Origin of the sequence: Streptomyces sp. NBC_00663 (assembly GCF_036226885.1) — a bacterium.
Classification (GTDB): domain Bacteria; phylum Actinomycetota; class Actinomycetes; order Streptomycetales; family Streptomycetaceae; genus Streptomyces.
The window spans coordinates 7683069-7708608 of the sequence record NZ_CP109027.1 but is presented as its reverse complement, the minus strand read 5'-3'; the positions used below and the strand labels follow the sequence as shown (position 1 = coordinate 7708608).

Here is a 25540-nt window from a genome sequence, read left to right as displayed (position 1 = left end):
GTGCCATGAACGCGCGCACCTGCCCCTGTGGCCTGCCCCGGTCCTACGACGAGTGCTGCGGGCGCTATCACTCCGGTGCCGCCGCCGCGCCGACCGCCGAGGCGCTCATGCGGTCCCGGTACTGCGCCTTCGTGCGGCTGGACGCGGGGTATCTGCTGCGGACCTGGCATCCGCGGACGCGGCCCGCGCGGCTCGATCTCGATCCCGGGACGCGGTGGACGGGGCTGGAGATTCTGGGCACGGGCGACGGGTCCGCGTTCCACCGCACCGGGACCGTGGAGTTCCGGGCCTCGTACGCCGGGGGCTCGCTGCACGAGCGCAGTCGGTTCGAGCGGGTGGACGGGGCCTGGGTGTACGTCGACGGGGAGTTCCCCGCGTAACGCCTGCTACGGCGCCAGGATGTCCAGTTCCTGGAGCGCGCCCACCGTGATCTCGCGGGTCAGGGTCTCCGCGCGGACCGCGTCGCCCTCCCGGACCGCCTCCGCGACCTGGACGTGCAGGGTGACCGCGGCCGGGTCGGGGTCCTCGAACATGACCTCGTGGTGGGTGCGGCCGGCCAGGACCTCCGCGACGACATCGCCGAGGCGGGCGAACATCTCGTTGCCCGAGGCCGCGAGGATCACCCGGTGGAAGACCATGTCGTGGAGCAGATAGCCCTCCAGCTGGTGGCCGCGTGAGTGGGCGACCATGCCCAGGGCGGACTCGGTGAGTTCCGCGCACTGTTCCGCCGTGGCGTGTTTCGCCGCCAGGCCCGCCGCGACCGGTTCGATCGCCGAGCGCAGGACCGTCAGCGAGCGCAGCTGCTGGGGGCGGTCGGTGCCGGCCAGGCGCCAGCGGATGACCTGCGGGTCGTACACGTTCCACTCGCACTTGGCGCGGACCGTCACGCCCACCCGGCGGCGGGACTCGACCAGGTGCATGGACTCCAGGACGCGGACCGCTTCCCGCATCACCGAGCGGGAGACCTCGAACTCCTTGGCCAGTTCGTCCGTGCGCAGAACGCTGCCCGGCGGGTACTCACCCGCGGTGATCGCGGGGCCGAGGGTGTCCAGTACTTGGCCGTGCAGACCCCGGCCCGGTGTGCTCATGCACTCAGCGTACGCGGCGGATCACGGACTCAAAAAGTCAGACTTATTCGTCACAGACTCTTGATTCGTCGTACCTAATGAGTTTCAGTTGCGTCGACATCACGTCAACGAAGACAGGTAGGCAGCGATGAACACCCCCCATGTCGTCGTGGTCATGGGCGTCGCGGGCACCGGCAAGACCACCATCGGTCCCCTGCTCGCCGCCCGGCTCGGCGTCCCGTACGCCGAGGGCGACGACTTCCACCCGCCGGCCAACATCGCCAAGATGACGGCCGGCACCCCGCTCACCGACGACGACCGGTGGCCATGGCTGGACGCCATCGGCAACTGGGCGCACGGGCGGGCGGGGCTCGGCGGGGTGGTCAGCTGCTCGGCGCTGAAGCGGTCGTACCGCGACCGGCTCCGCGTCGCCGCTCCCGGGCTCGTCTTCGTGCACCTCGCGGGCGACCGCGCCCTCATCGAGGACCGGATGTCGCATCGGCAGGGGCACTTCATGCCGACCGCGCTGCTCGACTCCCAGTTCGCCACCCTCCAGCCGCTGGAGGGCGACGAGACGGGTGTCGCGGTGGACGTCACCGGCAGCCCCGAGGAGATCACCGCACGGGCCGCGAAGGCCCTGACCGAACTCCCGTAACCCCCCGCAGCCCTCTCCCCCGTCTCCGTACCTGCAAGGGAAACCCCCGTGACCAGACTCAGCGTCGAGTTGCTGGCAGCGGACCCCGTCGAGCCCATCACCTCGGCCGGTCACGCTCAGCTGGGCATCGCCGTCCTGGCGGGCATCGCCGTCATCGTCCTGCTCATCACCCAGTTCAAGCTCCACGCGTTCCTGTCGCTGACCATCGGGTCGCTGGCGCTCGGCGCGTTCGCCGGAGCGCCCCTCGACAAGGCCATCGCCAGTTTCACCACCGGTCTCGGCACCACCGTGGCCGGCGTGGGCGTGCTGATCGCGCTGGGCGCGATCCTCGGCAAGATGCTCGCCGACTCCGGGGGCGCCGACCAGATCGTCGACACGATCCTCGCCAAGGCGGGCGGCCGGTCGATGCCCTGGGCCATGGTGCTCATCGCCTCGGTGATCGGTCTGCCGCTGTTCTTCGAGGTCGGCGTCGTCCTGCTGATCCCGGTCGTGCTGATGGTCGCCAAGCGCGGCAACTACTCGCTCATGCGCATCGGCATCCCGGCCCTCGCCGGTCTGTCCGTGATGCACGGCCTGGTCCCGCCGCACCCCGGCCCGCTGGTCGCGATCGACGCGGTCCAGGCGAACCTGGGTGTCACGCTGGCGCTCGGCGTCCTCGTCGCGATCCCCACGGTGATCATCGCCGGACCGCTGTTCTCCCGGTACGCGGCCCGCTGGGTGGACGTCCCGGCCCCGGACAAGATGATTCCGCAGCGCCCCTCGGAGGACCTGGAGAAGCGTCCCGGCTTCGGCGCCACGCTGACGACGATCCTTCTGCCGGTCGTGCTGATGCTCTCCAAGGCGCTCGTCGACATCGTCATCGACGACCCCGAGAACACCACGCAGCGGGTCTTCGACGTCATCGGTTCCCCGCTGATCGCCTTGCTCGCCTCGGTCATCCTCGGCATCTTCACGCTGCTGCGCCCCGCCGGGTTCGGCCGGGACCGCCTTACGCCGCTGGTGGAGAAGGGGCTCGCGCCCATCGCGGGCATCCTCCTCATCGTCGGCGCGGGCGGCGGCTTCAAGCAGACGCTGATCGACACCGGCGTGGGCGCGATGATCCTCGACATCTCCAAGGACTGGTCGATCCCGGCCCTGCTGCTGGCCTGGCTCATCGCCGTCGCGATCCGTCTCGCGACCGGTTCGGCGACGGTGGCCACGGTCTCCGCGGCCGGTCTGGTCGCCCCGCTGGCCGCCGACATGTCGACGACCCACACGGCCCTGCTCGTCCTCGCCATCGGTGCCGGCTCGCTCTTCTTCAGCCATGTCAACGACGCCGGCTTCTGGCTGGTGAAGGAGTACTTCGGCCTGAGCGTCGGGCAGACCCTCAAGACCTGGTCCGTCATGGAGACGATCATCTCGGTGGTCGCGGGCGGTCTGGTCCTGCTGCTCTCGCTGATCATCTAGCGGTACGAGGTCCCCGTCACCGGCTTCCGTAGCGGCCGCCGGTGGCCCGATGATGGGAGGCCCCTGGGTTCTGACCCCAGGGGCCTACCGTCGTCGGGGGGCGTCATGGCGGTTTCCCTGGGGGTGCGTGTCTCGGGGCTGCTCGTCGCGGGAGCGGTGGCGGTGGCCGCCGCGGCCTTCACCGGGGACGGGAGGGACACGCCGGACAAGGGAAACGGAGGCGGCAGGGTCGTCACCGCCGGTCCGTCGAGCGACGCCCCCGCGGGACGCGGGGTCGCACCCCCGCCCTCTCCCCCGCCGGCCCGCCCGTCACCCGACGGCCACGCGGACACCCCGCACGTCACCGACAGCCCACGCGGGGTCGGAAGTACCAGCCCCTCCCCCACTCCTTCGCCTTCGCCTTCGCCGGGCGACCGGCTTCTCCAGAGCCCTCCGTGGCTACCACCCGGCCCCAACTCGCCCGACACCGACGGCACTTCGGACCCGTCCAGCGCCTACGACCGGCTCCGCGCCCCCGCCGAGTGCGGGACCGTCCTCGACGGCATCCCGGCCGCGTCGACGGATCCCGAGTGGCGGCTGCTGCGCGGGCTGGCCTCCGCCTGTCTTTCCGTGCAGGGCAAGAGCGGCGGCGGCTGGGAGACGGCGGCCGAGGAGTACACCGCCCTCGCCGGGCGGGCGGACACCTGCAAGGGGCGTGCCGCGTACGCCGTCCTCGGCGGGCTGCTGGACTTCCACCGGCGGCACCCCGCCGCGACCGTGCGGCTCGGGGCCTCCTCCGGCGCCACACCCGCCTGCGCCTATCGACTGGCCGGTGTCGACCCGGGCGGTGACGGCGAGGCGCGGTCCGGCGAGACCGTCGCCGTCGAGCTGACCGGCGTCTACTTCGACCCCGCCGAACTGCCGCGGAACGGGCGGGTACTGATCGACGGGCGGCTGCCGGACGGGCCGCCGGTGCTCGGCTCTGAGGCGGGTGACCGGGTGGTGCTGGACGTGGTGGTGCCGACGCTCGACCCGGGCGGACTGCCGAGGAAGGTCGACGTGGCCGTTCAGTTCGGCGGCGTCGAGGTGCGGGCGGAGGGCGCCTTCACCGTCGTAGCGCCCGATGTGACCGCGACTCCGAGCGAGCCGGTGGCGCCACAGGGAGAGACACCGTCCGGGTCAGTGGCGCCACAGGGAGTGCTCTCGCTCGGCCCACTCCTTGCTGACCAGGCCCGTGCGCAGGCCGCGGCGGGCCTCCGGGTCGCCGAGGGCCATGCCGATGTGGCCCGCGAGGACGATGCCGATGGTCAGGGCCAGCCAGTCGTGGACGAAGGTCGCGCTGGTGCGCCACTGGATCGGGGTGAGGTGGGTGAACCACATCAGCAGGCCCGTGCCGAGCATGACCAGGGTGGCGCCGGCGATCCAGGAGGCGTAGATCTTCTGCCCGGCGTTGAACTTGCCCGCGGGGCGTGAGGAGGGGCGCTTGTCGCGGTGCAGGGCGGCGTGGAGCCAGCGGCGGTCGTGCGGGCCGAAGCGGTTGAGGAAGCCGAGGTCGGCACGGAAGGCGCGGGAGGCGAGGCCCGCGAGCACCGGCACGGGCAGGGCGAGGCCCGCCCACTCGTGGATACGGACCACCAGTTCGCGGCGGCCGACGAGTTCGGCGAACTGGGGGATGTAGAGACAGGCAGCCGTGGCCACGCAGACGCCCATCAGGGCGGCCGTCGTGCGGTGGACCCAGCGTTGCGCGCGTCCGAAGCGGCGGATCCTCGTCGCGGGCGGGGCGTCAGCTCGTAGGGTCATCGTCCCGCCCGTTCGAACGGCCCACCCAGGCGTCGACGTCGTAGCCGCGCCCCTCCCAGTAGCCGGGCTCCACGTCCTTGGTGACGGTGATGCCGGAGAGCCACTTGGCGGACTTGTAGAAGTACATGGGGGCCACATAGAGGCGGACCGGGCCGCCGTGGGAGTGGCCGATGTCCTTGTCCTGCATGCGCAGGGCGACCAGGACGTCGGCGCGGCGGGCCTGGTCGAGGGTGAGGCTCTCGGTGTAGGTGCCGTCGAAGCAGGAGAAGCGGATGGCGGTGCCCTCGGCCCGGACGCCGGCGGTGTCGAGCAGGTGCGAGAGGCGTACGCCCTCGAACGGGGTGTCCGGGACCCGCCAGCCGGTGACGCACTGGACGTCCTTGACCATCCGGGTCTGGGGCAGCGCGCGCAGGTCGTTGAGGGTGTAGGTGGCCGGGCGGTCGACGAGGCCGTCGATTCTCAGGCGGTAGTTCGCGGCGTTCTTGTGGGGGACGGAGGAGGCGACCGAGTAGTAGCGGAAGCCGCCGCCGTTGGGGAGCAGTCCGGTGAGGCCGGTGGGGTCCTTGTCCGCGGCGCTGCCGAGGAAGGCCTCCAGACCGCGTTGCAGGGTGGGCGCGGTGACCACGCCGACGGCGCCCAGGCCGAGGGTGCCGAGGAGGACGCGGCGGCCGATGGGCCTGCCTGTCGCCTCGGGTTGTTCCGGATTCACGTAGTCATTCGAACACCCGCGGACCCCGGCGGACCAGGGTTCGCGGGTGCCGGTCAGCGATTCGTAAGGACTTCTTACGACGACGCCGCCTTCTCCAGCTGGAACGCCTCGTTGCCCAGGCCGATGCGGGCGTGGGCCTCCGGTGAGCGGGAGCGCAGGTACAGGCCCTGGGCGAGGCCGACGAGCACGGCCGCGCCGATGATGCCGGGCAGGAGCCAGCTCAGGGACGAGCCGGGGCCCGCGCCGACCAGGACGTCGAAGTCCTTGACCGTGTAGCCGGCGATGACGAGGAGGGCGGTGCCCGCGACGGCGGAGGTGACCAGCCGCCAGGCCTGGGCGCCGGCGGCGCCGCGGCGGGCGAAGAAGACGACGACCGAGAAGGAGGCCGCGGCCATCAGCAGGATCACGCCGAGGGCGCCGATGTTGCCGCCCCAGGTGAACAGATGCAGGACGGGCTCGGTCGGGTCGCCAGTCGGCTTGTCGTCGGCGACCGCGAAGGCGATCACGACCAGCGCGGAGACGGCGGTCTGGAGGAGCGAACCCGTGCCGGGTGCGCCGCTCGAATCCGTCGTACGGCCGAAGGCGCGCGGCAGCAGGCCCTCGCGGCCCATGGCGAAGGCGTAGCGGGCGACGACGTTGTGGAAGCTGACCATGGCCGCGAACATGCCGGTCACGAAGAGCACGTGCAGGACGTCGGTGAAGGTGCCGCCGAGGCGGGACTCGGTGAGGCCGAAGAGGAGTCCGGCGCTCTGTTGCTGGGACTCGCCGACGATCGCGGAGGGGCCGGTGGCGACGGTGAGGGCCCAGCTGCTGAGCGCGAAGAAGACGGCGACCCCGCCGACCGCGAGGAACATCACGCGCGGCACCAGGACGTGCGGGCGGCTGGTCTCCTCGGCGTACACGGGCGCCTGCTCGAAGCCGAGGAAGGCGGCGATGCAGAAGCAGAGCGCGGTGCCGACGCCCGCGCCGGTGAGGGTGTCCGGGTTGAAGGCGTGCAGGGACAGGCCCTCCTTGGCGGGGTCGGCGACGGCGGCGATGTCGAAGATGACGACCAGGGCGACCTCGATGACCAGCAGGACGCCGAGCACCTTCGCGTTGACGTCGATCTTCAGCCAGCCCAGCGCGCCGACGGCGGCCACCGCCGCGAGCGCCGGTATCCACCAGGCGATCTCCAGGTCGGCGTAGGTGGCGAAGAGGCCGGAGACCTCGAAGCCGAAGATGCCGTAGATGCCGACCTGGAGGGCGTTGTAGGCGACCAGGGCGACCAGGGCCGCGCTCGCGCCGGCGGTGCCGCCGAGGCCGCGGGAGATGTACGCGTAGAAGGCGCCCGCGTTGTGGACGTGCCGGCTCATCTCGGCGTAGCCGACGCTGAAGAGGATGAGGATCACGCCGAGGACGACGAAGAGCAGCGGCTGGCCGACGATGCCCATCACCGCGAATGTGGTGGGCATGACACCCGCGACGACCATGAGGGGGGCGGTCGCGGCGAGGACGGAGAGGAGCAGGCCGCCGGTGCCCAGGCGGTCGGCGCGCAGGGCCCGCTCCTGGCCCTTGTAGGTACTGATGCCGTCGCCGGCGCTGGCTCTGCTCGTGGTCATCGGGACCGTCCTTAGTTGGGTTCGGGGGCGTTACGCCGTGCCGAGCGCGCTGTCGCGTGCGGCACGGAAGGCGGAGTGCGGGTCCCGGTCGGGGTACGACCAGGGGGCCGGGGTGGCGTGCTCGCCGATGCGGTGGAAGAGGGCGGCGGCCTCGGCGCCGCGGCCCTCGCAGACCTTGGCGTGGGCGAGGAAGTTGAGGTCGACCAGTCGGCGGGGGTGGCCCTCGTGCTCCCACTCCAGCCACCAGTCGAACGCGGACTTCATCACCTGGCGGGCCCGGCGGCCGACCCAGTGTCCCGAGGCGGCCGGGTCGGGGGGCTCGTGTCCGGCGGTGGCGAGGACGCGGTAGCGCTCGGCGTGGGCGATGACCGGGAGGATCGCGAGCGGCGAGTCGGCGGGGGCCTGCTCGGCGGCCCAGGTGGCGAAGTCGTAGACCTCGTGGAGCGGGTCGGGGCCGGAAGCGGCGCGGTGCTCGGCGAGGCGGGCGACCATCAGGTGGTGGGCGTGGTGGTGGTCGGCGAAGCGCGCGCGGATCTGCTCGAAGAGCCGGACCGCGTTCTCGGCGGCGGTAGAGCCCTGCTCCAGCAGGAGCAGGCCCAGCCAGGGCGTGGGATCCGCGGGCGCCCGGTCGGCGGCGGCACGGCAGGCCTCGCGGGCGCGGTCCGGCTTCTCCTTGCCGCGCAGGGCGCGCTGGACCTGGGCGAGGGCGAGCAGGACGGCGGCGTCGGCGGACTCGGGTTCGGCGAGCTGCCAGTCGCGCGTCCAGGCGGCGCTGTAGGGCTCCTGGGCGAGGCCGGTGACGCGGTGACCGCGCAGGTCCCAGTCGTCGCCCGTGTGGGCGAGGAGTGAGCGGGCGGCCTGCCAGCGGCCCTGGGCGAGGGCGGAGCGGGCGGCGACGAGTTCGGCGTCGTCGAGGGCGGCGTCGAAGGCCTGGGCCGCGCGTCGGCGGCTGCGGCCGAGGGGTGGCGGGGGTGGGGACACCGCGGAGACTTCCTCGTGCGACGTGGCGCGACGTCGACTGTCGGCAGGGGCAACTGGCCCACGGGGCTGACCGGCGGAACCGATCATCAGGGCGTGGGCAACTGATCACGGACAGCAAACCCGCAGCCAATGGTTCCCGTCAAGGTTCGAACGGGCGTTACACGCGTCAACTTGTGGGACTGGTGGGGCAGTTGTGAATATTCACGGCGGTACTCCGTGCCTGGACATCGCCCGGATGTGCCCCGGATGTGGCGCACGCCATGGCGCCGCGCGACTAGGGCGCCCACCATGACGGAAAGGCCGCGCCGTCCCGATGCGTGGCCGAGTCAACCGCCCGGATCCGGGTACTCCCGGGAGCAGGCCGGGGTCAACGGCGCTACAGTCGGCCCCTAACCCGCCCCGTGGCCCGGCCGAGTGATCGAGGTACGCAGCGTGTCGGTTCTGGTCTTGGTTCTCGCCGTGAGCGCGGCCTGCTGCTTGGGCATCGGCTTCGTCCTCCAGCAGAACGCGGCCCAGCGTGCGCCCCTGAACGACTTCCTCTCGCCCCGGCTGCTCCTCGACCTGGTGCGGGTACCGCGCTGGCTCGGCGGCATCGGACTGATGGTGGTCGGCATGGTCCTCGGCGCGATCGCGCTGGGACAGGGCGAGATCTCCCTGGTGGAGCCGCTGCTGGCGACCAACCTCCTGTTCGCGATGGCCCTCTCCCGGCACCAGACCAAGCAGTCCCTCGGCCGCCAGGGCTGGGCGGGGCTGCTGCTGCTCGCGGGCGGGGTGACGGCGTTCATCGTGGCGGGCGAGCCGCGCGGCGGCTCCGCCGTGGCCGACCCCTTCCGCCACTGGCTGATCATCGGCGCCATGATCGGGTTCGCGCTGCTGCTGACGACGTACGCCAAGCGCTCGCGCCTCAGCTCGGGCCCGGCCCTGCTGGCCGTCGCGGCCGGACTCCTCTACGGCGTCCAGGACGCCCTCACCCGCGTCACCGGCCAGCGCTTCTCCGAGGGCGGCCTCATGGAGGTCCTCACCGGCTGGCAGCCGTACGCCGTCCTCGCGCTCGGCGTGACCGGTCTGGTCCTCGTCCAGAGCGCCTTCGAGACGGCCTCCCTCCGTATGTCCCTGCCCGCCCTGACCGCCGCCCAGCCCCTCGCCGGCATCATCTGCGGCGTCGGCTTCCTCGGCGACCGGCTCCGCACCGACACGGGGGCACTGGCGTGGGAGGCGGCGGGGCTCGCGGCGGTCGTGGTGGGCATCATGCTGCTCGGGCTGCACCCGGCCATGCCGAGCGGGGCGGCGGAGGCGGTTCGGGCGCGCAGGCTTCAGCCGAACTGAGGCCGCTCACCCGGCGGCGCGCTTGATCGGACTGCTTGGATGGCTCCATGAGCGCTGCTGACGAGATCCTCGACATCGTCGACGAGCACGACCAGGTCGTCGGACAGTCCCCGCGCGGTGAGGCCTACGCCCGTGGCCTGCGGCACCGCTGCGTCTTCATCCAGGCGCGGGACGCGCAAGGCCGGCTCTTCGTGCACCGTCGCACCCCGACCAAGCTGGTCTTCCCGTCCCTGTACGACATGTGGGTCGGCGGGGTGGTAGGCGCGGGTGAGTCCTACGACGACGCGGCGCTGCGCGAGGCCGAGGAGGAGCTGGGGGTCGCCGGACTGCCGAGGCCGGCCTTTCTCTTCAAGTTCCTGTACGACGACGGGGCCGGGCAGACCTGGTGGTCGGCGGTGTACGAGGTGCGCTGCGAGCTGCCGGTCAGTCCGCAGGTCGAGGAGGTCGCCTGGCACGACTTCCTGACCGAGGACGAGGTGGAGCGGCGGCTGACGGAGTGGGAGTGGGTGCCGGACGGGGTGGACGCGTACGCACGGCTCAGGGAGCACCGGAAGGGGAGCTGAGGCGGAGCGTGCCCGCGGGGCCGGGGGTGGGCCACCCGGCACCCTCGTCGCCCGGTACCTCCGCGTCCGCGAACGCCGAGAGCAGCCGAACACCTCGGGCTCGTCCGCGAACTCCCGCCGGGTAGGGTCCTGCGCGTGATCGAATTCGCACGGAACGTCCGGCTCTGGTTCGCGCCCGAGGAGATCCGGGAGGAAGGCGGTACGCCCGACTACCGGTTCTCGCTCGCCAACGAGCGCACCTTCCTCGCCTGGCTGCGCACCGCGCTCGCGCTGATCGGCGGGGGCTTCGCCGTGGACCAGTTCCTGCCGGACCTGCGCTGGGGCTGGCGGGTCGGGCTGGCACTCGCGCTGCTCGGCGCCGGTGTGCTGTGCTCCCTGCGGGCGGTCAATCACTGGATGCGGTGCGAACGGGCGATGCGCCGGGGCGAGGATCTGCCGGTGTCACGGTTCCCGGCGCTGCTGAGCGTGGTCGTCGCGGTCGTCGCCCTCGCGATGGTCTTCGTCGTGCTCGTCGGGTGGGAGGGGTGAGCGCGGCGGTCACCGACGCCGGACGCGATCCGGGGCTCCAGCCGGAGCGCACGCGGCTCGCGTGGCGTCGTACGACGCTGTCCGGCACCGTCTCCGCCGTCCTCGCCGTGAAGACCGCGCTGCACGGCGGGCTGTCCGCGGTCGGCGTCGTGGCGTGCGCCCTGTGCACCGTGCTGTGGCTGGGCTTCCTGCTGCTCGCGCACCGGCGCATCCGCGTGCTCGCCGCGGACACGAGCCCGTCGGCGCTCACGCCGCGGCACGCCACGGCCGCGGCGCTGTGCACGGTGGCGGTGGCGGTGTGCGGGGCGGCGTTGGTCTTCTAGGGCCGACCGGCGCCCTGGCTTCCCGCCTCCCCCTCGCTCTCACCCTCGCCCTCCTCCCCTTCCCCCTCGTCCTCCGTCTCCCAGTCCACCGTGACCACGATCTTCCCCCTGGTCCGCCCCTCCTGGTTCAGCCGCTGTGCCTCCGCCGCCCGTTCCAGCGGGAAGGTCTCCGAGACATGCACCGAGACCACGCCTTGTTCCGCGAGTTCGGACAGGCGCTGGAGGTCGTCGGCGTCGGGGCGGACCCAGTAGTAGCGGCCGCCGTAGGCGACGACCTCGCCGTCCGCGATGGAGACCAGGCGGCCCTCGGGGGCCAGGAGGTTGGCGGAGACCGTCAGCGTCTCGCCGCCGATCGTGTCGAACGCCGCGTCCACGCCCTCGGGGGCCAGCCCGCGCACCCGCTCGGCCAGGCCCTCGCCGTACTCGACCGGTTCGCCGCCGAGGCCGCGTACGAAGTCGTGGTTGGCCGGGCTCGCCGTACCGATGACCCGGGCGCCGATGTGCCGGGCGAGCTGCACCGCGATCGAGCCGACCCCGCCGGCCGCGGCGTGCACGAGGACCGTCTCACCGCGTTTGACCTGGAGCGCCTTGACGAGCACCTGGTAGGCGGTCAGACCGGTCAGCGGCAGGCCGGCCGCCTCCTCGAAGGAGAGGTTGCGGGGCTTGCGGGCCAGGGTGCGCACGGGGGCGGCCACGTACTGGGCGAAGGTGCCGCGGGACAGGAAGTCCTCGCGGACATAGCCGACGACCTCGTCGCCGACCTCGAACTCCGTGACGGAGACGCCGAGCTGGACGACCACCCCGGAGACGTCCCAGCCGGGAACCACCGGGAAGACGGGGTCGAGGATCTGGTCGAGGTGCCCCTCGCGGCAGTGCCAGTCGACCGGGTTGACGGCCGCCGCGCGGACCTTGACCAGCACCGCGTCGACCCCGACCTTGGGGTCGCGCACATCGCCGTACGCGAGGACCTCGGGGCCGCCGTAGTGTGAGTAGCTGATGGCCTTCATGGCACCGACCCTCCGGGGTGGCCGGACGCCACGCAAGCGGGATGCCCGGATATGCGGCGTTCGCGTGGCAGCCTGTCCGACGTCATCGGCAAGACCCAGGCCTCTCCGAAGGTGAGCACATGAGCACCCTCCACCAGGAACACGCCTCCCACACGCACGCCCACGGCCCCGACTGCGGACACGCCGAGGTGCCGCACGGGGACCACGTCGACTACGCCCACGGCGGGCATCTGCACCGCGAGCACGGCGGCCACTGGGACGAGTGCGAGCCGGGCGACCATGTCGCCCACGAGGGGCACGAACACCGGCACGGGGACGGCTGCGGCCATGAGAGCGTCCTGCACGGCGACCATGTCGACTATCTCCACGACGGCCACCGGCACGCCGCGCACAACGGGCACTGGGACGATCACTGACCGGTCCGGGAAGACACCCTCACGGCTCCCCGTCGCACCCTGCGGGGAGCCGTCGGCCTATCGTGGCCCGAATCACGTTCGCCCTACACACTGGACGGCATACCGACCGGTCGGCATCATGGTCCTCGGACACCGTTCACCTGCCCGTAGGAGCGATGCATGAGCCCCGACCATCCGCCCGGACTCGACCTCGACCGGCTGCGCGGCCTGCTCGACCGCGAGCGGCCCGGTCTGGTCCACGGCCCCCTGACCGGCCGGCTGATCGAGGGCGGACGCTCGAACCTCACCTACACGGTCTCCGACGGCGCCTCGCGCTGGGTCGTACGCCGGCCTCCGCTCGGCCATGTCCTGGCCACCGCGCACGACATGAAGCGCGAGCACCGGGTGATCAGCGCGCTGCACCCGACGAACGTGCCGGTGCCGGAGCCGCTGCTGCTGTGTGAGGACGAGGAGGTGCTCGGGGCGCCGTTCTACGTCATGGAGTTCGTCGAGGGCACCCCGTACCGCACCGCCGACCAGCTGGCCCCGCTCGGCCCGGCACGCACGCGTGACGCGGTGCTGGCGCTCGTGGACACCCTCGTCGAGCTGCACGCGGTGGACCCCGCCGAGGTGGGCCTCGCCGACTTCGGCCGGCCCGAGGGCTTCCTGGACCGTCAGCTGCGCCGCTGGGGCAAGCAGCTGGACGCCTCCCGCAACCGCGAGCTGGCCGGCATCGACGAGCTGCACGCGACGCTGGGACGCCGGTTGCCGAACTCCCCCGCCGCCACGGTGATCCACGGCGACTACCGGCTCGACAACGTCCTCATCGGGGACGACGACCGGATCAAGGCCATCCTCGACTGGGAGATGTCCACGCTCGGCGACCCGCTCACCGACCTGGGCCTGCTGGTCATGTACAGCCTGCCGCTGGGCATGCCCGACTCCCCGGTCTCCACGACCGCCGAGGCGCCGGGGCATCCGGAGCCGACGGAGCTCGTCGAGCGCTACGCGGCCCGCTCGGGGCGCGATGTCTCCCAGGTCTCCTGGTACACGGCGTTCGCGTGGTTCAAGCTCGCCGTGATCCTGGAGGGCATCCACTACCGCTACACCCTGGGCCAGACGGTCGGCCGCGGCTTCGACCGCATCGGCGACCTCGTCCCCGTCTTCATCCAGCACGGCCTCACCACCCTTCAGGAAGGCTGACCCGCCATGGACTTCGCGTTCGACGCGCGCACCGAGGAACTGCGCGCCAAGCTGCTCGCCTTCATGGACGAGTACGTCTACCCGGCCGAGGCGGTGGCGGAGGAGCAGCGGGCCGCGCTCGCGTCCCCGTGGGACACGCCCGCCGTGGTGGAGGAGCTGAAGGCGGAGGCACGCAGGCAGGGCCTGTGGAACCTCTTCCTGCCCGACGCCGAGTACGGCGCCGGGCTCACCAACCTCCAGTACGCACCGCTGGCCGAGATCACCGGCCGTTCCCCGCAGCTGGCGCCGACCGCGCTGAACTGCGCGGCGCCGGACACCGGCAACATGGAGGTGCTCTCCCAGTTCGGCGACGAGCAGCAGAAGAAGCAGTGGCTTGAGCCGCTGCTCGCCGGTGAGATCCGCTCGGCGTTCGCGATGACCGAGCCGGAGGTGGCCTCCTCGGACGCCACCAACATCACGACGTACATCGAGCGCGACGGCGACGACTACGTCATCACGGGCCGCAAGTGGTACATCTCCGGGGCGATGAACCCGGACTGCAAGATCTTCATCGTGATGGGCAAGACGGACCCGGACGGCGCCGACATCCGGCGTCAGCAGTCCATGGTCCTGGTCCCCCGCGACACCCCGGGTGTGACGGTCAAGCGCGCCATGAAGGTCTTCGGGTACGAGGACCACTACCACGGCGGTCACGCCGAGGTGATCTTCGACCACGCGCGCGTGCCGGTCGCGAACCTGATCGGCGAGGAGGGCGGCGGCTTCGCCATCGCCCAGGCCCGCCTCGGTCCGGGACGTATCCACCACTGCATGCGGCTGATCGGCATGGCCGAGCGGGCGATCGAGCTGATGTGCCGACGGGCCGTGTCCCGCGACGCCTTCGGCAAGGCGCTGGCCCAGCAGGGCGTGGTCCACAACTGGATCGCCGACGCCCGCGTGACGGTCGAACAGCTGCGGCTGCTGGTCCTGAAGACCGCCTGGCTGATGGACACCGTCGGCAACCGGGGCGCCCACACCGAGATCCAGTCCATCAAGATCGCCACGCCGCGCGCGGTGGTCGACATCATCGACCGCGCGATCCAGCTGCACGGCGCGGGCGGCGTCAGCCAGGACTTCCCGCTGGCCGAGCTGTACGCCGGGGCGCGGACGCTGATGATCGCGGACGGTCCGGACGAGGTGCACCAGCGGTCGCTGGCGCGGCGGGAGTTGAAGAAGTACCTCTGAGGCATCTCGGACAGGCCTTAGTAGCCGCCCGAGTAGTGGTGGTCCGCGCGCGCGAGGGCGCGGACGAAGGAGGCGAGGCGGAGCCAGAGAGTCGGTCTGCGAGTCATGCGTCCAGCCTGGCTCGCGGGCCGTCCAGCGGTCCAACAGATGGATTCGCTCGGTGCCATCTCTAGGATAGATGGATGGAGATGCGCCAGCTCCGCCACTTCATGGCGGTCGTCACCGAGGGCGGCTTCACGGCCGCCGCCCGGGCCGAACTCATCGTCCAGTCGGCGCTCAGCACCTCGATCCGCAATCTGGAGCGGGAGCTGGGCGCCGATCTCTTCGACCGCACGGGGCGGCGGGTGGTGCTCACCGAGGCGGGCCGGGCGTTGCTCCCGCAGGCCCGCGCGCTGCTGGCCGGCGCGGACGCCGCGCGCGACGCCGTCGCCGCCGTGGCGGGGCTGGCCGCCGGACGGGTGGCGATCGGCACGATCCAGACCCTGACCTGCGTCGACCTCCCCGCCGAACTCGCCGCCTTCCACCAGGACTTCCCCGGCATCCAGGTGTCCGTACGGGACGCGACGGTGACCGAGCTGACGGAGGCGCTGCGCGCCGGGGAGCTGGATCTGGCGTATCTGGCGCCGGACGCCCGGGAGGTGCCCGAGGGGCTCACGGCGTACGCGACCTGGCACGAGGAGCTGGTGCTGATCACCGCGCCGGGCCATCCGCTGGCCAGGGCGGGCCGCACACTCATCAAGGACCTCGCCGAGGAGCCGTTCGTCGACTTCCGGGCGGGAACGGGCCTGGAGACGGCCGTACGGCGGCTGGCGGCCCACTGCGGCCTGGAGCGCCGGATCACCTGTGACGTCACCCAGGCCGGGCTGCTGGTCGAGCTGGTGCGGGCCGGGATCGGGGTGGCGTTCGTGCCGCGGCCGATCGGGGAGCGGGCCGGGCTGCCGTGCGTGGAGATCCGGCAGCCGGAGCCGGGCCGGACGGTGGTGCTGGCCGGGCGGGGGGCCAGGCCGCGCAATCCGGCGGCCGGGGCCCTCCTCGGTCACCTCACGGGCGCAGCGCCCGCAGCAGCAGGTCGGCCAGGTGGTCGGCGACCTCCTGCGGGGCCATAGGGCCGTCGGGGCGGTACCAGGTCGACAGGTGGTGGACCGAGCCGAAGTGGTAGTCCACGACCAGGTCGGCCGGGGTGGCGGTGGAGAAGACGCCCGCCTGCTGGCCTTCCTCGACCAGCGCACGGAAGCGTTCGTGGTAGCGCCGGCGCTCGGCGCGCACCTGCTTGTTCTTCTCCGGGCTCAGATGGTGCATGGAGCGGAAGAAGATCGACGCGTCGTCGAGGTTCTCGATGGTCGTCACGACGACGTCCGCCGCCGCGCCTCTGAGCCGCTTCTCGATGGGCTCGTCCGCGTTCGCGAAGGCGTCCAGGCGCTCCTGCTGGACGCGCAGCACGCGCGCGTACACCTCGTGCAGGAGGTCGTCCTTGGAGCCGAAGTAGTGGTACAGCGCCCCCTTGGTGACGCCGGCCGCCTCGACGATCTCCTGCACGGAGGTGCGGTCGTAGCCCTGTTCGGCGAAGAGCCGGGTGGCGGCGGCCAGCAGCCGCTGCGGGACGGGCGTACCGTCCCCGTCGTTCGTCCTGGCCACTCTGTCGCCACCTGCCCTTCCGTTCACTACCGCTCGTTCGCTACCGCTCGTCCTGCCTGCGGGAGCGCAGTTCCCGTCGGAGGATCTTCCCACTCGCCGTCTTCGGCAGGTCGGGCAGGATCTCCACGTGCCTCGGGTATTTGTAGGCGGCCAGTCTCTCCTTGCAGTACACCGCGAGTTCATCCGGGTCCGTGTCGACACCCGGACGCAGGCTGATGTACGCCTTCACGGTCTCGCCGCGGTACCCGTCCGGCACGCCGACGACCGCCGCCTCGCGCACCGCCGGGTGGGTGTACAGCACGTCCTCGACCTCGCGCGGCCAGACCTTGAAGCCGGACGCGTTGATCATGTCCTTCTTGCGGTCGACGACGTACAGCCAGCCCTGTTCGTCCATGAACCCGATGTCGCCGGTGCGCAGCTCCCCGTCGGGGAAGGTCTCGGCGGTGGCATCCGGACGGCGCCAGTAGCCGGGCACGACCTGCGGGCCGCGTACGAGGATCTCGCCCTGCTCACCGAAGGGCACTTCCGCGCCCTGGTCGTCGACGATCCGTACGACGGTGTGGGGACCGGGCAGGCCGACCGCGAGCGTCCCGGAGACCGGGTCGACGGGCGCGTCCATGCCCTGCGGTACGGAGGCACAGGGGGCGGTGCACTCGGTGAGCCCGTAACCGTTGTGGATGTACGGACCGAAGCTCGCCCGGAACTTCTCCACCAGGGCGGGCGGCAAGGGGGCGCCGCCGGAGGAGATCATCCGGAAGGACGAGAAGTGGTCGCGGGTGACGGACGGCTGCGCCGCCAGCGCCATGAAGGCCGTGGACGGGCCGACCGTGTACACCGGGTGGTGCTCGGCGAACGCGTCCAGGACGACGCCCGCCTCGAAGCGGTAGGCGAGGACGAGCGTGCCCTGGCTGTTGAGGCAGGCGACGAACTCGCAGACCATGCCGGTGATGTGGAAGAGCGGGGCCAGCGCGAAGTAGACGGGCGCGTCGCCGAGGTCCACGCCGACCCGCTGCCGTTCGGCGTTGCCCATGATGTTGCCGTGCGTGTTGGTGGCGCCCTTGGGCGTGCCGCTCGTCCCCGAGGTGTAGCTGATCAGCGCGATGTCGGAGGGGCCGAGTTCGCGTTCCGGGGGAGCCTTGTGGCCCGCCCGTGCGACGGTCACCAGGTCGTCGGCGTCCGGGGCCTGGGGCAGCCGCTCGAAGGTCAGCACGCGCGCATCGTTACGCGTTTGGAAATCCAACTCGCACGCGGTGAGCGCGACGCGCACCGGCGAGTCGGCGGCGGCTTCACGCAGATACGACTCCCACGCCCGGTCGGAGCAGATCAACGCGGCCACCGAGCCGTCCCGCAGCACGTGGCCGACCTCCCCCGCCTTGTACATCGGGTTGACGGGCACGACGGTCGCGCCGGCCTTCCACGCGCCGAGGACGGCGAGCACGAAGTGCGGGGAGTTCTGGAGCAGGACCGCGACCCGGTCGCCGCGCGCCACGCCGCTTGCGGCGAGATGGCCGGCGACCGAGTCACTCAGTTCGTCGACCTCGCGATAGCTGAGCCGCCCGTCGAAGTAGGCAAGGAAGGTGCGGTCCGGGGTGTCCGCGACGGCCCGGCGCAGAGCGTGCACCGGCGAGTCGAGAGGGCTGATGGGCCCGCGCTGGGCCTCGTTGAGCAGTGCCACCCAGGGCTTGGCGGCGTACCGGGAGCCGGTCACCGCGCCTCCTCCCACTTCTGCTGGATGTGGTTCATGCCGGCCAGCCAGCGGTCGGGCTCGGCGGCCCGGGCCTGGTAGTACGCGGCGACCTCCGGGTGCGGAAGGATCAGGAAGCGGTCCTCCTCGATGCCCTGGAACAGCGCCTCGGCCACGTCCTCCGGCTCGACCGCGGTCGGCTTGAGCACCAGGTCGCCCGCGGTGCCGGTGGCGGCCAGCATGTCGGTGCGCACGCCCTGCGGACAGATGGCGTGGACCTTGACGCCCCGGTGCCGGTAGGTCAGCGACAGATACTCGGCGAAGGCGTACGCCCCGTGCTTGGTGACGGCGTACGGGGCGGCCCCGATCATGGTCAGCAGCCCGGCCGCGGACACGGTCGACACGAACCGCCCGCTCCCCCGCTCCAGCCACCCCGGCAGCAGTTCATGGGCGGCACGCACGTGTGCCATGACGTTGACGTCCCAGGACAGCTCCCAGGCCCTGACGTCGGCGAGGTCGTCCACCTCGGGCCCGCCGAAGGCGACACCGGCGTTGGCGCAGTACACGTCGACGTCCCCACCGAGCGCGGCACGGGCGTCGGCGACGACGGTGGAGGCGTCCCCGGGCACGGCGATGCCACCGATCTCCTCGGCGACGGCCTTGGCCCGATCGGCGTCGAGATCATTGACCACGACCCGGGCCCCTTCGGCGGCGAACCGCCGGGCAAGGGCGGCCCCGATCCCTCCCCCGGCTCCGGTGACGACGACTCCGGCGTCTCGCAGGGCTTCCACCATCGATCTCCTTAGGACTGCGGCTCCAGGCTTTGGCCAGACTAACCGGTCGGTATGTATCAAGGAAGGGTCGCGCTGATGCCGCTGAGGGGTGCGGGAACTGCGCGACCAGCCACTGGCGGCCCGCACCCTCCACACAACCCGCGGGAGCCCCTAACGTGCACACCATGCGCCCATCCAGACGAGCACTCCTCGCAGCGACCACGGCAGCAACCGCACTCTCCTGCGCACCCCCCGCCTCCGCGGCCCCACACCGCCGCCTGCACACCGGCTTCGAACGCCTGGCCGCAGACGCCTACTCCCTCCTGAACGGCCAACGCGTAGGAATCGTCACCAACCCCACCGGCATCACCCCGGACGCCCGCCACATCGTCGACGTCATGCACGCTGACCCAAAGGTGGACCTGCGGGCCGTCTTCGGCCCGGAGCACGGCTTCCGCGGCACCGCGCAGGCCGGCGGTTCCGAGGGCCGCTACGACGACCCCGCCACCGGGCTCCCGGTCTACGACACGTACCTGAAGAGCGGCCGGCCTCTCGCCGACGTCTTCACCGCGTCCGGCGTCGACACCGTCGTCTTCGACATCCAGGACGTGGGCGCGCGCTTCTACACGTACATCTGGACGCTCTACGACTGCATGGAGGCGGCCCAGCTCGCCGGGAAACGGTTCGTGGTGCTCGACCGCCCGAACCCCGTCACCGGCCGCTCCGCCGAAGGCCCCGTCCTGCACAAGGAGTTCGCGACGTTCGTCGGACGGCAGCCGATCTCGCAGGCGCACGGCATGACGGTCGCCGAGCTGGCGCGGTTGTTCAACGGGGAGTTCCTGACGACGCCCGTGGCGCTGGGCACCGTACTGATGACCGGGTGGAAGCGGTCGGAGTTCTACGACGCCTCGGGGCTGCCGTGGGTGCCGCCGAGTCCCAACATGCCTACGCCGGACACGGCGTTGGTGTACCCGGGGACCTGTCTCTTCGAGGGGACGAACCTGTCCGAGGGGCGTGGCACCACCCGTCCCTTCGAGCTGCTCGGCGCGGAGGGGATCGACGGGCGGTGGGCGGCTGCCGCCAACGAACTCGGGCTGCCGGGCGTGCACTTCAGGGAGGCGTACTTCGCGCCGACGTTCTCCAAGTTCCAGGGGAAGACGGTCGGCGGGGTGCAGATCCATGTGCACGACCGGGCCGCGTACGACCCCGTCCGCACCGGGGTCGCGCTGCTCGTGACCGCGAAGCGCGTGTGGCCCGGCTTCGCCTGGCGGTCCGACAACTGGATCGACAAACTCACCGGCTCCACCCAGGTGCGGACCGCGATCGACGCGGGCGCGGGCCCCGACGAGGTGGTGGCGGGGTGGCGGGAGGAGCTGGTGGCGTTCCGCCGGATCCGCAAGGAGTACCTGCTGTACAGATGATCCCCTGGGCCGAACCCGGGCAGTTGACTCGCGAAGTATGGCCAACTTCGCCCCACAGGAGGACGATGCGACGGCATCGCACCACTTCGGGGGACAAGGGGGCCTGTCATGGCGGATCCGGCGATGAGCGTGAGCCCGTACTGGGAGCTGACCTTCGACGCGGACGGCGACCCTGACGGCGGACGGCGGGACCGGCTGCTGGCCGGTGTCGCGGAGCGCGGTGTCAAGGATCTGATCGTCTTCGCGCACGGCTGGAACAACGACCGCTCGGGCGCGACGAGGCTCTACAGCCGCTTCTTCGCGCCGATCCCGGAACTCGCCCCGAAGGCGAAGCTCGGGTACGTCGGGGTGGTGTGGCCGTCGATGCGGTTCTGCGACGAGCCGATCCCGGACTTCCCTCGGTCGGTGGCGGCCGAGACCACCCGGCGTCCGGCGCTGGACAAGGACACCCGGCACGCGTTGCTGGAGACCTTCCCGGGCCGGGCCACCGTGATCGACCAGATCGCGCGCCTGCTGGACCAGCAGCCCCGCGAGGAGCCCGAGTTGGAGGAGTTCGGGCGGCTGGTGCGGATGCTGGTCGAGGTGGTCCCGGCGGGGCCGCAGGCGCTGTTCGGGGCGGACACCCTCGCGGAGGGCGTGCCGCAGAGCGAGCCGGACATGTTCTCCGGACCGGTGGCGGGGGTGTGCGAGGACTTCGCGCAGGCGCTCGCCCGGGTCGAGTCGCCGGACGGTGTGACGGAGGGGTTCACGATCCCCAATCCCTGGGACGGGGCGCACGAGTTGCTGCGGCAGGCGACGTACTACGCGATGAAGCGGCGCGCGGGGACGGTCGGTGAGCGGGGGCTCGGGCGGGTGATCGGGCAGCTCGCGGCCAAGCGGCCGCAGATGCGGGTGCATCTCGTCGGGCACAGCTTCGGCGGGCGTCTGGTGTCGTTCGCGCTGCGCGGCCTGCCCGAGGGGGTGCACACCGTGAAGTCGGTGACGCTGCTCCAAGGGGCCTTCTCGCACTACGCGTTCGCGGCCCGGCTGCCGCACGACGCGCGCGCGGGAGGGGTGTTGCAGGGGCAGCAGAACCGCATCGACGGCCCCCTCGTGTGCTGCTTCTCCCGCTTCGACCAGGCGTTGAGCACCATGTATCCGCTGGCCTCGCGCATGGCCGGGGACGCCGCGAGCGCCGCCGGGGTGGACCTCGGGCGGATGCTGGGCGCCAAGTGGGGGGCGATGGGCCATGACGGGGTGCAGGCGGTGCCGGGCACGCGCGCGTGGAAGCTCGCCGACGCGCTGACGGCGACGCTGCCGGCCTCGGGGTGCGTGAACATCGACGCCGCGGCGGTGGTGAAGGACGGCGCGGCGCCGGCCGGCGCGCACAGCGACATCGTGCACCGCGAGCTGGCGCAGCTGGTGGTGGCGGCGGGCCGTATCCGCTGACCCGCCGCCACCGTCCGCTCAGTTCACCTCAGCTCGCCTCAGTTCACCGGTGTGAGGTGAACTCCACGACCTGCTGGAAGGTCGGCCGGTTCTGCCAGCTGATGTTGTAGTGCTTGATGCCGCCGAGGGTGCGCTGGACGATCGAGTCGGCGCACCACTGGTCGCCCGCGGAACACAGGTCGTCACCCGGGTAGACCTGCGCCGCGGTCTTGCCGGCCGCTGTCTTCAGGGTGCTGATCAGGATGTCCCGGCAGGCGCTGAGGCTGCCGCCGCCGCAGTACTTGTTCGCCAGCGGCCCCTGCACGGTCTCGCCGAGCACCGCGCGGATGTCCTTGTCGACGTAGGACCACCAGCCGTACTGGAAGGAGCTGCCCGCGTGCGCGCCGGTCGGGCCGTGCGCGGCCGAAGGGGACTCGTCGACGGGCAGGTTGGCCTGGAAGGCGGTGAACAGGTCACCGCCGAGGCCGGGTTTGAACTCGCCCTCCACCAGGAGCGGCCACCACGCGTCCAGGATGCGGATCGCGTCCGCGTTGGCGTACGCCTTCGAACCCGCCGACGTCTCCGTGCGCTTGCCGCCCGCCGTGAGCCAGGTCTGGAGCTTGGTCACCGCCGCAGCGGCCGTGGAGTCGGTGACCGTACTGCTGTTGATGACCTTCAGCAGGTCCGGCAGCACGTCCTCCGCGCGCAGATCGGCGAGGGCCGCGTCGGCCATCGCCTTCACCAGCGCGGCCCGGGTGACGCCGCCCGCGGCGACGAGCTTCTTCACGCGGTCCTCCAGGAGGTTGCCGCGATGCACCGAGCCGTCGCCCCAGGGCGCGGTGGTGTAGTCCTTCGCCTGTTTGTTGTTCCAGGAGATGTAGTAGTCCTGGTCGATGGAGTTGGGGTGGGCCGAGGCCGCCGTGTAGTCCGCGGTGTTGGTCGTCGGGTTCCAGTTCTTCCACTCGTACGCCGACCGCGCCCACACCGGGAACTCCGCGTCGACGCCGCTCGCGCGCACCGGGTTGTCGCCGCTGTTGTAGTACGCGGTGTGCGTGGAGTCGGCGTAGAACCAGTTGAACGTGTAGTTGATGTGCTGCACCGCGCTCTGGAAGGTCTGCGGGCTCTTGACGTAGTCCGGGTCGTTCAGCATCTGGAAGCCGATGATCGAGTCGGCCTCGTGCATGTACGACGAGCGCAGGGTGGTGTAGGCGACCTTCTTGCCGCCGACGGTCGCCCGGTACTCCACGGGGCCGTACTTGGTGCGCCAGACCCGCATGGTGTACGAGCCGGCGGCGGTGCCGTCGGCCGTGGTCGGGGCCCAGGAGTTCTTCTGTTCGATCTTCTCCATGGCCGTGCAGGTGCCGTGGTACAGGTAGTGGTAGTCGTCCTGGCACAGCTCGACGGCGTAGCTGTCGATGATGTCCTGGCCGGAGGTCGTGGCGGACCACGCGTAGTCCTGGCCGCGACCGAGTTCGACGTACATGCTCAGGCCCGCGAAGGAGGCGCCGCGGGCGCTGATGCCCGGGCCCTGGATCTCCTGGAGCATGAGCAGCTGGGGGGCGAAGTAGCCGGTCTGCGGGCCGAAGACGGCGACCGGGTGGCCGCTCGCGGTGTGGGCGCCGCTGACCACCAGGGCGTTGGACATGCCGCGCTTCGCGGAGGTGAGGGCGTTCGCGGTGGCCGTGGCGGCTGCCGTCGAGGCGCTCTGGTCGCCGCCGGTGCCGGTCGGGTCGTAGACCAGCGGTTCGGTGGACACCGTGTCGGCGTCGGGCAGCGCCTCGCCCTGCGGGGTGGCGGGCTTGGTGGCGTACGGGAAGCTCTCGCCGTTGTGGACGGTGAGGACCGCCTCGGGGTCGTTGCGCTCGCGGAAGGACTCCCAGACCTCGGTGCCCTTCGTCACGCCGTACTGCTCCTGGGCGGCCATCAGCGATATCGCGTTGTTGACCTCGCCACCGCCGCCGGAGCCGAACAGGGCGCCGATGACGGAGGCCAGCGCGACCAGGTCGGTGAGCTTGAAGTGGTCGATGGTGCCGGCGTTGGTGACGGAGTCCTTGTGGCCGGTCAGGACGTACTCGCCGGGGAAGTAGCGGCCGCTGTCGGAGGCGTCGATGTAGGCGTTGATGCCGGCGAGGTAGGCGTTGGCGTCGGCGAGCGCCTGCTGGCCGCGGGTGCCGTTGTTCGCGACGGCGTTGTCGATCTGGGTCTGGAGATCGGCCTCGCTGTAGGGGGCGTTGCGCCAGAACTGCTGTTCAAGGCCCTGGTTGGAGGGGGCGCCGCCCGCGAAGGTGGTCAGCTGGCCGCGTCCGACGTGGCGGAACACGTCCATCAGCCACAGCCGGTCCTGGGCCGCCGCATAGCCGGCGCCGAACTCGGTGCCGTATCTGGTGGTACCTGTGATGTGCGGCACACCCGTCTTCTTGTCGCGGACGATCGTCACATCACTGCGGCCGGCCGGGCTGAGGGTGGAGGCGACTTGATCGGAGGCCACGCCGAACGAGGCGTCGTTGAAGAAGGTGTTGATCGTGGCGTTGGTGAGCGAGGAGTAGCCCTTGGCCAGGTTGGCATAGGGGCCGAGCTGGTCCTCGGCGTGGTCGGGCTGGGTGCCGAAGGCCTGGTTGAGGAGGATCTGGGCGAGGGTGGCGTTGCCGTTCTCGCCGGGCGGCAGGATGTCGGAGCACTGGCTGCCGCAGTAGTCGTTGGCGGTCGCGGCCTCGGCCGTCGCCTCGGCTGCCGCCGCTGCTTGGCCAAGAGGGGACAAAAGACCGGCAATCAGGGCGCATACGGATGCGGTCTTCAGGAACCCGGTGAGTCTGCCGGGAGTTCTCAGTCTGTCGAGGGCGGTGCATGAGGTGCGCCGAGGCATGGCAGCTCCTACCGACGGGGGTGGGCCGGACGTTACCGCCGGTATCCCCGGGATTGAAGATGAACATGCGTCAAGTTTTGGTACCCGACCCGGAGGCGAATGGGGGTCATCGGAAATCGGATGGAGCCAAATCGCTTGTCGATACGTCTATTCGGCGACGTCCGTTCGACGACGCCGAAGTGACCGAAGTACAGGTGCAGGTGTGACGGAGGTGCAGGGCGATGGCCGGTTTCCGGAGTCTGGCGAGACAGGTGCGAGATCCGCGGTGCGATCTGGCGCTGCGACGCTACTCACTGCGCAAGTGCCTTGAGCGGTTCGCTCCGTACGGGCACAGGGCGACCTGGGACCACTTGTGCTCCCGGGCGGGATTCGGTCCCGAGGACCGCTCCCCGGATCCGGCGCGGCTCGTGGCCGCGTTGGACGAGCTGGAAGAGGCGCGTTCGGTCTGGCTGGCCTACGAGGTCGAGTTCGCCGAGCGGCGCAAGAAGGAGAAGCACGACGGGCTGCGCAGGCCGGGCAGTGTCGACGACTGGCACCGGCTGACCTGGGGCGGTTTCGGTGTCGCCTGGTGCGACGACCCGCGGCTCCACCCCCGTGAACCGCTGGCCGACGTGCTGCGCAAACTGATCTCCGCGCTGGAACGCGAACCGGGTTCGCTCTGCCCGGTGTGCGGCGGAGAGCGGTTGACCTGGATGTACGACCTGGCCCACGAACCCTCGTCGGGCCCGGTGTGCACGGACTGCGGGATCGTGGTGCCGCGTCCGGTGCTGACGCCCGAGGCCCTGGCGGCGTCCCGGAGTGGACGGCTGCTGGTGTCCGCCTGAGCAGCGCGACCCGGGGGTGCGCCGGGGATGCCGCACCCCCTCTTTGACGGCGTGTGACGGCCGTTCTTCGGCCGCGCGCGACGGCCGTTCTTCGGCCGCGCGTGACAGCCGTTCTTCGGCCGCGCGTGACAG

General features: G+C 71.4%; 24 protein-coding genes. 14 read left to right on the top strand and 10 right to left on the bottom strand.

Annotated elements, in window-relative coordinates; all coding sequences use genetic code 11:
* Window positions 1-5 precede the first annotated feature (5 nt).
* Window positions 6-380: a YchJ family protein gene (locus OG866_RS34950; RefSeq protein ID WP_329341017.1), complete on the top strand. Its 375-nt coding sequence runs from the start codon at window positions 6-8 to the stop codon at window positions 378-380.
* A 6-nt stretch (window positions 381-386) separates the two neighbouring features.
* Here the strand turns inward: OG866_RS34950 and OG866_RS34945 are convergent, their stop codons facing one another.
* Window positions 387-1088 carry a FadR/GntR family transcriptional regulator gene (locus tag OG866_RS34945; protein ID WP_329341016.1) on the bottom strand — a complete coding sequence of 234 codons (702 nt, stop codon included), beginning with the start codon at window positions 1086-1088 and terminating at the stop codon, window positions 387-389.
* A 127-nt stretch (window positions 1089-1215) separates the two neighbouring features.
* Here OG866_RS34945 and OG866_RS34940 point away from each other — a divergent pair, with 127 nt between their 5' ends.
* Both OG866_RS34940 and OG866_RS34935 read left to right on the top strand, forming a co-directional pair.
* Complete coding sequence (locus OG866_RS34940) at window positions 1216-1722, top strand: gluconokinase (RefSeq protein WP_329341014.1); 507 nt, start codon at window positions 1216-1218, stop codon at window positions 1720-1722.
* 48 nt (window positions 1723-1770) lie between these two features.
* The gene (locus OG866_RS34935) at window positions 1771-3168 is read left to right on the top strand and encodes a GntP family permease (protein WP_329341012.1); all 1398 of its coding nucleotides are present in this window, start codon (window positions 1771-1773) and stop codon (window positions 3166-3168) included.
* A 1158-nt stretch (window positions 3169-4326) separates the two neighbouring features.
* Here the strand turns inward: OG866_RS34935 and OG866_RS34930 are convergent.
* The 4 genes from OG866_RS34930 to OG866_RS34915 form a co-directional block, all read right to left on the bottom strand.
* Window positions 4327-4947 (bottom strand): cytochrome b/b6 domain-containing protein, encoded by a 621-nt coding sequence (locus OG866_RS34930; protein WP_329341010.1) that lies wholly within the window; start codon window positions 4945-4947, stop codon window positions 4327-4329.
* Window positions 4931-5656, bottom strand: coding sequence for a molybdopterin-dependent oxidoreductase (locus OG866_RS34925; protein ID WP_329341008.1), 726 nt, complete (start codon window positions 5654-5656; stop codon window positions 4931-4933). Before OG866_RS34925 ends, OG866_RS34930 begins: the two co-directional genes overlap by 17 nt.
* Before the next feature lie 74 nt (window positions 5657-5730).
* Window positions 5731-7254, bottom strand: coding sequence for an APC family permease (locus OG866_RS34920; RefSeq protein WP_329341006.1), 1524 nt, complete (start codon window positions 7252-7254; stop codon window positions 5731-5733).
* Between the two features lie 30 nt (window positions 7255-7284).
* Window positions 7285-8235: a hypothetical protein gene (locus tag OG866_RS34915; RefSeq protein WP_329341005.1), complete on the bottom strand. Its 951-nt coding sequence runs from the start codon at window positions 8233-8235 to the stop codon at window positions 7285-7287.
* Window positions 8236-8667: 432 nt separating this feature from the next.
* On the opposite strand from OG866_RS34915, the gene OG866_RS34910 reads away from it, so the two are divergent.
* The 4 genes from OG866_RS34910 (at window position 8668) to OG866_RS34895 (ending at window position 10975) form a co-directional block, all read left to right on the top strand.
* A complete protein-coding gene (locus OG866_RS34910; protein WP_329341003.1) occupies window positions 8668-9561 on the top strand; it encodes a DMT family transporter in 894 nt (297 codons plus the stop codon).
* Between the two features lie 47 nt (window positions 9562-9608).
* Complete coding sequence (locus tag OG866_RS34905) at window positions 9609-10124, top strand: NUDIX hydrolase (protein WP_329341001.1); 516 nt, start codon at window positions 9609-9611, stop codon at window positions 10122-10124.
* Between the two features lie 135 nt (window positions 10125-10259).
* The gene (locus OG866_RS34900) at window positions 10260-10652 is read left to right on the top strand and encodes a YidH family protein (protein ID WP_329340999.1); all 393 of its coding nucleotides are present in this window, start codon (window positions 10260-10262) and stop codon (window positions 10650-10652) included.
* On the top strand, window positions 10649-10975 hold the full coding sequence (locus OG866_RS34895; protein ID WP_329340998.1) for a DUF202 domain-containing protein: 327 nt from the start codon (window positions 10649-10651) through the stop codon (window positions 10973-10975). The genes OG866_RS34900 and OG866_RS34895 overlap by 4 nt, the downstream gene beginning before the upstream one ends.
* Here OG866_RS34895 and OG866_RS34890 read toward each other — a convergent pair.
* Entirely contained in the window at window positions 10972-11982 is a 1011-nt protein-coding gene (locus OG866_RS34890) for an NADP-dependent oxidoreductase (protein ID WP_329340997.1), read from the bottom strand. The genes OG866_RS34895 and OG866_RS34890 overlap by 4 nt on opposite strands.
* Window positions 11983-12101: 119 nt before the next feature.
* On the opposite strand from OG866_RS34890, the gene OG866_RS34885 reads away from it, so the two are divergent.
* From OG866_RS34885 to OG866_RS34870, 4 genes are all read left to right on the top strand, one after another.
* Complete coding sequence (locus tag OG866_RS34885; RefSeq protein WP_329340996.1) at window positions 12102-12398, top strand: hypothetical protein; 297 nt, start codon at window positions 12102-12104, stop codon at window positions 12396-12398.
* A gap of 159 nt (window positions 12399-12557) precedes the next feature.
* Complete coding sequence (locus OG866_RS34880) at window positions 12558-13580, top strand: phosphotransferase family protein (RefSeq protein WP_329340995.1); 1023 nt, start codon at window positions 12558-12560, stop codon at window positions 13578-13580.
* 6 nt (window positions 13581-13586) lie between these two features.
* On the top strand, window positions 13587-14801 hold the full coding sequence (locus OG866_RS34875; protein WP_329340994.1) for an acyl-CoA dehydrogenase: 1215 nt from the start codon (window positions 13587-13589) through the stop codon (window positions 14799-14801).
* A gap of 182 nt (window positions 14802-14983) precedes the next feature.
* On the top strand, window positions 14984-15907 hold the full coding sequence (locus tag OG866_RS34870) for a LysR family transcriptional regulator (RefSeq protein ID WP_329340992.1): 924 nt from the start codon (window positions 14984-14986) through the stop codon (window positions 15905-15907).
* Here the strand turns inward: OG866_RS34870 and OG866_RS34865 are convergent.
* The 3 genes from OG866_RS34865 to OG866_RS34855 are packed head-to-tail and all read right to left on the bottom strand — an operon-like array spanning window position 15843 to window position 18914.
* Window positions 15843-16436: a TetR/AcrR family transcriptional regulator gene (locus tag OG866_RS34865; RefSeq protein WP_329340990.1), complete on the bottom strand. Its 594-nt coding sequence runs from the start codon at window positions 16434-16436 to the stop codon at window positions 15843-15845. The two genes, OG866_RS34870 and OG866_RS34865, sit on opposite strands and share 65 nt — an antisense overlap.
* Before the next feature lie 40 nt (window positions 16437-16476).
* Window positions 16477-18144 (bottom strand): class I adenylate-forming enzyme family protein, encoded by a 1668-nt coding sequence (locus OG866_RS34860; protein ID WP_329340988.1) that lies wholly within the window; start codon window positions 18142-18144, stop codon window positions 16477-16479.
* A complete protein-coding gene (locus tag OG866_RS34855; protein WP_329340986.1) occupies window positions 18141-18914 on the bottom strand; it encodes an SDR family oxidoreductase in 774 nt (257 codons plus the stop codon). The genes OG866_RS34860 and OG866_RS34855 overlap by 4 nt, the downstream gene beginning before the upstream one ends.
* A gap of 164 nt (window positions 18915-19078) precedes the next feature.
* Between OG866_RS34855 and OG866_RS34850 the strand changes: the two genes are divergently transcribed.
* The gene (locus tag OG866_RS34850) at window positions 19079-20314 is read left to right on the top strand and encodes an exo-beta-N-acetylmuramidase NamZ family protein (RefSeq protein WP_329340984.1); all 1236 of its coding nucleotides are present in this window, start codon (window positions 19079-19081) and stop codon (window positions 20312-20314) included.
* Window positions 20315-20422: 108 nt separating this feature from the next.
* Window positions 20423-21742, top strand: coding sequence for a serine-threonine protein kinase (locus tag OG866_RS34845; RefSeq protein ID WP_329340982.1), 1320 nt, complete (start codon window positions 20423-20425; stop codon window positions 21740-21742).
* 43 nt (window positions 21743-21785) lie between these two features.
* On the opposite strand, the gene OG866_RS34840 is transcribed toward OG866_RS34845, so the two are convergent.
* The gene (locus OG866_RS34840) at window positions 21786-24584 is read right to left on the bottom strand and encodes a penicillin acylase family protein (RefSeq protein ID WP_329340980.1); all 2799 of its coding nucleotides are present in this window, start codon (window positions 24582-24584) and stop codon (window positions 21786-21788) included.
* Window positions 24585-24805: 221 nt separating this feature from the next.
* Here OG866_RS34840 and OG866_RS34835 point away from each other — a divergent pair, with 221 nt between their 5' ends.
* The gene (locus OG866_RS34835; protein ID WP_329340979.1) at window positions 24806-25408 is read left to right on the top strand and encodes a hypothetical protein; all 603 of its coding nucleotides are present in this window, start codon (window positions 24806-24808) and stop codon (window positions 25406-25408) included.
* Window positions 25409-25540 lie beyond the last annotated feature (132 nt).

Bases quoted from the DNA above. Each gene is read 5' to 3' on its own strand.
- OG866_RS34950 (WP_329341017.1), top strand. From the start codon at position 6: ATGAACGCGCGCACCTGCCCCTGTGGCCTGCCCCGGTCCTACGACGAG.
- OG866_RS34945 (WP_329341016.1), bottom strand. From the start codon at position 1,088: ATGAGCACACCGGGCCGGGGTCTGCACGGCCAAGTACTGGACACCCTC.
- OG866_RS34940 (WP_329341014.1), top strand. From the start codon at position 1,216: ATGAACACCCCCCATGTCGTCGTGGTCATGGGCGTCGCGGGCACCGGC.
- OG866_RS34930 (WP_329341010.1), bottom strand. From the start codon at position 4,947: ATGACCCTACGAGCTGACGCCCCGCCCGCGACGAGGATCCGCCGCTTC.
- OG866_RS34920 (WP_329341006.1), bottom strand. From the start codon at position 7,254: ATGACCACGAGCAGAGCCAGCGCCGGCGACGGCATCAGTACCTACAAG.
- OG866_RS34905 (WP_329341001.1), top strand. From the start codon at position 9,609: ATGAGCGCTGCTGACGAGATCCTCGACATCGTCGACGAGCACGACCAG.
- OG866_RS34890 (WP_329340997.1), bottom strand. From the start codon at position 11,982: ATGAAGGCCATCAGCTACTCACACTACGGCGGCCCCGAGGTCCTCGCG.
- OG866_RS34885 (WP_329340996.1), top strand. From the start codon at position 12,102: ATGAGCACCCTCCACCAGGAACACGCCTCCCACACGCACGCCCACGGC.
- OG866_RS34880 (WP_329340995.1), top strand. From the start codon at position 12,558: ATGAGCCCCGACCATCCGCCCGGACTCGACCTCGACCGGCTGCGCGGC.
- OG866_RS34875 (WP_329340994.1), top strand. From the start codon at position 13,587: ATGGACTTCGCGTTCGACGCGCGCACCGAGGAACTGCGCGCCAAGCTG.
- OG866_RS34870 (WP_329340992.1), top strand. From the start codon at position 14,984: ATGGAGATGCGCCAGCTCCGCCACTTCATGGCGGTCGTCACCGAGGGC.
- OG866_RS34855 (WP_329340986.1), bottom strand. From the start codon at position 18,914: ATGGTGGAAGCCCTGCGAGACGCCGGAGTCGTCGTCACCGGAGCCGGG.
- OG866_RS34850 (WP_329340984.1), top strand. From the start codon at position 19,079: ATGCGCCCATCCAGACGAGCACTCCTCGCAGCGACCACGGCAGCAACC.
- OG866_RS34845 (WP_329340982.1), top strand. From the start codon at position 20,423: ATGGCGGATCCGGCGATGAGCGTGAGCCCGTACTGGGAGCTGACCTTC.
- OG866_RS34840 (WP_329340980.1), bottom strand. From the start codon at position 24,584: ATGCCTCGGCGCACCTCATGCACCGCCCTCGACAGACTGAGAACTCCC.
- OG866_RS34835 (WP_329340979.1), top strand. From the start codon at position 24,806: ATGGCCGGTTTCCGGAGTCTGGCGAGACAGGTGCGAGATCCGCGGTGC.